The following is a 3,380-nucleotide window of genomic DNA, read 5'->3' as shown; positions in this document are numbered from 1 at the left end:
CTGGCTCGGCGACGGGCGTCTCCGGTTCAGGCGGCGCCACGCGCACCGGCACGAACGGGCTGTCGTCCTCGATCTCGTTCGTGGCCGCCTTGGCCAGCTCGCGGCGCCAGTTGTAGATCTGGTTGCGATGGATGCCGTGCTTCAGCGCGACCTCGGACGCTGGGCGGTCGCCCGAAAAGCTCTCCGCCACGATCCGGGCCTTGTCGGCCAGCGTCCAGGACCGCCGCCGCGGCGTTCCCGTCGTCAGCTCCATCCGCTGGTACGTGTGCCCATCAGTTTGCCAATTACCTTGCACACGATCGCTCATCAGCCCCTCCTGCTCGCGAAAGAGCGGAGAGGCTACACACATACCGCGGCGGAGCGCCACGTGGGGGTCTCGTGACGCTTACATCGCGCTCGACGGCAAGACCCTCAAACGCAGCTTTGATCAGCTCAACGATCAGGCCGCCGCTGCGACCCTGAGCGCCTTCGCCTCGGACGACGCGCTCATCCTGGCACACACCGAACTCGATGGGTCCAGCGACGAGGTGGCTGCCGTGCAAGAGATGATCGCGGACCTGAACGTCTCCGGCGTCCTGTTCACGGTCGACGCCCTCCACTGCCAAAAAAACCTTTGAGGCCGCCCAGACGAGCGGTAACGCGGTCCTGGCGCAGGTCAAAGGCAACCAACCACACCTCCTGGGCCGCGTTCAGCATCTTGCCCGGTCGCAGTCGCCTCGCGACCGGAACGAGACGGTTGTGCGCAACCGGCACGGCCGACAGGAGCACCGCTCGGTCGAAACCTTCGACGTGAGCGGTCAACTGGATCCCGCCTGGGACGGACTGATCGTGCAGGCCGCCCGCGTGTATCGCCTTACCTGGGTGAAGCAGCCGGCCACAGGCCGCTGGACTGAACGCAGCGAAACCGCGTTCTACGTCTGCCAGATCCCGCTGTCCGCCGCCGACTTCGCCAAGGCCGTGCGCGCGCATTGGACCATCGAGAACCGCAACCATCACGTCCGCGACGTGACCCTGGGCGAAGATCACAGCCGGATCCGTGTCCAACCCGGGACCTTCACTCGTATCCGCAGCTTCGCGCTCAACATCCTCCGGGCGAACGGCGTGCGCAACGTGGCTCAAGCGCGCTACGCCACCGCGCTCAACCCCGACAAACTCTTCGACTATGCCGGCTCATGAAGAAAACTGAACAGCCCTGGATGACGTATGGTGTTTAGATCGGCAAGGAGGTCACAGTGCCGATTGGCGCGGTAAATACGTGATGAAACGCGTGAGGTCAGGTTGACCCAGGTGCCGATGCACAGTCAGGGGCCGGTTTTGGTGTCGCCGGGGGTCCAGTATTCCGTTTCGCTCAACAGGCGGCGCAAGCCGCCGCTCTTACATTTTCTCAGATCGCGGTGGCCGCGTCTTTGGTTTCGTGCAGGCGTGCCTATTTGACGGTCGGATCACTCGCAGAACCAGAACCAGGGCCGTGCCATGTTCATTCACCAGTTGAAACTGCCCGGCGATAGCGTCGATGGGCTTCACGAGACGATCGGTGCCGTCCACCAGGCCCGCCGCGATTACGTGGAGTGTCAGGCGACCGATTTGGAGGCTCACGAAGATAAGCCTGGACCCTGGCAGCAGGCTCACCGCGCCGAATTTGCTAGCCTCCTGGTTGATCCCAGTCACGCGAAACGAGTTTGGCGCGGCCTGATCGAGGAGGGCATTAAACCTCTAAGCCGGCTCAAGCTCGGCTGACACTTCGCCCGACAAGCCTGACCCGCAGATAGGGCGTTGGCCTGAAAGCTGTACCGACAACGACGCGCCCGCTCCAGGGCATTTGATAGGAGCCTGACCGATACACTATATGACCCCCGCCGCATTGGTGGCCGATCTGGACGCGGCCGAACGTCAGATGCTCTGGCTGTACGATCAATGTAGGCACCGTGCGGAGAGTGATCCGAACTGGCAATTCACGCAGGGAAACTTGGCGGAGGCAGTCGCGGAATGGCGATGCTACCGCATGTTTCTCTCGATGGGCGCGGACAAAGCGGAGAGAGCCGACGACCACGCTGAGCGCGTGCAGAAATGGCTTACCGCCGCAGCGAAGGACATGCGCAGCCTTCGGCGTAACGCCGCCCTTGCCGAAACCGCAGAAATACTGCACCGGGACATCGGATACATGCGAGTGGCCTGGCCCCGGTGATCATGCCACCCGCGATATTATTGCAGATCAAGTTCCCTGGCGGCATGCGTTCCGTGCGTTTGTGAATGTCAACTGATCCGCCATGCTCCCCAGGCCCTCTAAAACCACCGCCATTCCAGGGCTATCGCCGGGCGCTGGTTGCGCGGGCGGTCAGTTACGTCCGGTAACTGCCCTTACCGGACCCAAACGCAACCACCCGACGCGGATAGCCCATTCCAGCGCGATCAGCGACCGCCTCGAGATCACAGAAGCGGTGATCCGCCGGGCTGGCAAAAAGCCGACGCCCGACGAGGTTATCGATGTGATCCTGGCAGCGTTGGTGATGCTCCTGCGTGCCGAAGCCGGTTACGCATAATCTTGGTAGGTGACCGGCCCATTCCGCGCGGACGACATCATATAGGCCGCGGCTGACACCATCAGACGCGGAGAAACGACATGAGCGAACATCGACCTGCCAACCCCAACCGACTGCTGACGATTCCCGAAGCCGCGAAGATCTACAGCGAGCGCACTGGACAGCCGTGTACTGAACGCACGATGCGATCCTGGGCGTCGCCCGACCGGCGCGGCCAGCGCAAACTGCCGTTCAGGCCCTGCCCGCTAACCGGCCGCGTGATGATCACGGAAACTGGCCTTATCGACAGTGCCGTGAAGCCCTTCAACGACGCGCTGCGGGACTGGCGCCGGGGGGGACGCTGATGCGTAAGGCGTTCGAAGGCCTTGCCGAGCCGGTGCCGGCCTATGTGCGGCACTAACACTCGAAAACGCGCCCGAAGCGGATGTCCGCCGCCCAATTGCCAGCGCCCTCGGCGTCGCCGAGGGGAAGCTGCAGTCCGTATATGTTCGCACCGGGTTGATCACGCTATCGGACGCCTCGTTCGAGCTTAACGCGAAGACCGCGCAATAAAATCGCGGCGGGCGCTCTTTCACGATCGCTGATTCGAACCGCCGCAAGCTTGCCGAACTCATCATAAAGATCGGTAACCTATACCCCTAACCTTCCAAAATCCGAAAATCTTGGTGGGTTATGATGCGGAAGTTGTCGGACACCTGTTCCCTGAATGTATGCCATTCTCTTGGAATAGTGTCTCGAAAGAACACCAGGATAGCATCGGCGAATTGTTTCCGGGTGGGGTAATGACGGTTGTGCGTCACGCGCTGATGCATGACCGCCCATAATCGCTCGATCGGGTTC

At 62.1% G+C, this 3,380-nt stretch carries 4 protein-coding genes and 2 pseudogenes; 4 read left to right on the top strand and 2 right to left on the bottom strand.

Going from position 1 to position 3,380, the window contains the following annotated elements; genetic code table 11:
• On the bottom strand, positions 1-307 hold a 307-nt coding region (gene tnpA / locus CKO28_RS28745; RefSeq protein WP_242480856.1), incomplete at its 3' end, for an IS66-like element accessory protein TnpA.
• On the opposite strand from tnpA, the pseudogene CKO28_RS29525 reads away from it, so the two are divergent.
• The 4 genes and pseudogenes from CKO28_RS29525 to CKO28_RS27040 all read left to right on the top strand — a co-directional run bounded on the left by CKO28_RS29525 (position 264) and on the right by CKO28_RS27040 (position 2,884).
• Positions 264-1,176 (top strand): annotated as a pseudogene (locus CKO28_RS29525) (ISAs1 family transposase). The gene tnpA and the pseudogene CKO28_RS29525 overlap by 44 nt on opposite strands.
• 297 nt (positions 1,177-1,473) lie before the next feature.
• The gene (locus tag CKO28_RS27050) at positions 1,474-1,737 is read left to right on the top strand and encodes a hypothetical protein (protein WP_200344524.1); all 264 of its coding nucleotides are present in this window, start codon (positions 1,474-1,476) and stop codon (positions 1,735-1,737) included.
• A 109-nt stretch (positions 1,738-1,846) separates the two neighbouring features.
• Complete coding sequence (locus tag CKO28_RS27045; protein WP_200344522.1) at positions 1,847-2,185, top strand: hypothetical protein; 339 nt, start codon at positions 1,847-1,849, stop codon at positions 2,183-2,185.
• A gap of 435 nt (positions 2,186-2,620) precedes the next feature.
• The gene (locus CKO28_RS27040; RefSeq protein WP_200344520.1) at positions 2,621-2,884 is read left to right on the top strand and encodes a hypothetical protein; all 264 of its coding nucleotides are present in this window, start codon (positions 2,621-2,623) and stop codon (positions 2,882-2,884) included.
• 294 nt (positions 2,885-3,178) lie between these two features.
• Here CKO28_RS27040 and CKO28_RS28155 read toward each other — a convergent pair.
• A pseudogene (locus tag CKO28_RS28155) lies at positions 3,179-3,380 on the bottom strand (hypothetical protein); the annotation flags it as partial.

Source organism: Rhodovibrio sodomensis (genome assembly GCF_016583645.1).
GTDB lineage: Bacteria > Pseudomonadota > Alphaproteobacteria > Kiloniellales > Rhodovibrionaceae > Rhodovibrio > Rhodovibrio sodomensis.
This window is presented reverse-complemented; position numbering and strand designations above follow the sequence as displayed.

What these genes read in the sequence shown, in the direction of transcription:
- CKO28_RS27050 (WP_200344524.1), top strand. Translation starts at nt 1,474, where the DNA reads ATGTTCATTCACCAGTTGAAACTGCCCGGCGATAGCGTCGATGGGCTT.
- CKO28_RS27045 (WP_200344522.1), top strand. Translation starts at nt 1,847, where the DNA reads ATGACCCCCGCCGCATTGGTGGCCGATCTGGACGCGGCCGAACGTCAG.
- CKO28_RS27040 (WP_200344520.1), top strand. Translation starts at nt 2,621, where the DNA reads ATGAGCGAACATCGACCTGCCAACCCCAACCGACTGCTGACGATTCCC.